General features: G+C 49.5%; 1 protein-coding gene. It reads right to left on the reverse strand.

Annotated elements, in window-relative coordinates; all coding sequences use genetic code 11:
* Window positions 1-156: 156 nt before the first annotated feature.
* Window positions 157-1,570 (reverse strand): endopeptidase La (gene lon / locus Q0338_RS02250; protein WP_298085340.1); only part of this gene is annotated, 1,414 nt, incomplete at its 5' end.

Genomic DNA, 1,570 nt, shown 5'->3' on the forward strand with positions numbered 1-1,570 from the left:
TCAAAAAATTAATACCACCAACATCCAGCCGATTTTACATACTTATCATATTAAAAAAGAATTTCAAAAAATAAAAATTTAATCAAATAAAATTTAAAGATACTCAAGTAGAAATTTAGCCCCGCAAACGAGGCTAAATTTAATCAAATTTTGTAGTTATTTTGCGACGAACGCATTTTTTAGCACGTCTTCGATGACGTCCACGGGGATGATTTGCATATCGTTTTTGACGTCTTGCGGGATATCGCCCAGATCGCGTTCATAGTTTTTGCGCGGTATCAGAGCGGTTTTGATGCCGGCCTTATGCGCGGCGATGAGCTTTTCTTTTAGTCCGCCGATAGGCAGCACGCGGCCGCTTAGCGTGATCTCGCCCGTCATCGCCACGTCGCTTCGCACTTTGGTATCCGTTAGGATCGAGGCGATCGCCGTCACCATAGTGATACCGGCACTCGGTCCGTCTTTTGGCGTGGCACCCTCCGGCACGTGTATATGTAAATCATAACGACGATATACTTCGCTAGCGCTGGGCTCTTTTTTTACGCCGTCTTTGACGTCGTCAGGCAGGCTCGGGATGATTTTGGCAGGCACTTTTATCTTTCTAGCGTCAATTAGCACTTTAACGAGGCTAAATGCGATATACGCGCTCTCTTTCATCACGTCGCCCAAAGAGCCGGTGATCTGCAAGCCGCCCTTGCCCTGTATGCGTATGGCTTCGATCTTTAGCACGTCGCCGCCCACGCTCGTCCACGCTAGCCCGTTTACCTGGCCGATCTGCGGCTTTTTATCGGCGTGCTCGATCTCAAAGACCTTTTTTTCCAAAAACTCGTTCAAATTTTTAGTCGTCACGGTTATCTTTTGCGCTTCGCCCTCGAGTAGTCTTTTTGCCGCTTTTCTAAAGATATCCGCTAGGCGGCGGCGCAGATTTCGCACTCCGCTTTCTCGCGTGTAGTCTGAGATGATGAGGCTTAGCACGTCTTTACCTAGAGTCACTTCGCTCGGCTTTAGTCCGTGTTTTTTGAGCTCTTGGGGGATTAAATATTTTTTCGCGATCTCAAATTTTTCCTGCGGCGTGTAGGAGCTAAGCTCGATAAACTCCATCCTGTCGCGCAGTGCCGGCGGTATGGCGCTCACGTCGTTTGCCGTCGCGACAAAAACAACCTTGCTCAGGTCGATATTAAAATTTAAATAATAATCCCTAAATTTGTTATTTTGCTCAGGGTCTAGGATCTCTAGTAGTACCGCCGTCGGGTCGCCGCGAAAGCTCCTGCCGACCTTGTCGATCTCGTCTAGCACCACGACGGGATTCATTTGCTTTGCTTCGATGAGACCCTGCACGATACGACCTGGCATCGCGCCGATATAGGTACGGCGGTGTCCGCGCAGCTCGTTTACATCCTCAAGACCGCCCAGCGCCACACGCACTAGCTCGCGTTTTAGCGCCTTTGCGATAGAGTTTGCCAGGCTCGTCTTACCGACGCCTGGAGGCCCCGCAAAGCACAATATTGCGCCGTTATTTACCTTTCCCGCGACACCTCGTAGCTGCAAAAACTCGCGCAGAGCAAAATACTCC

Source organism: uncultured Campylobacter sp. (assembly GCF_938018145.1).
GTDB lineage: Bacteria > Campylobacterota > Campylobacteria > Campylobacterales > Campylobacteraceae > Campylobacter_A.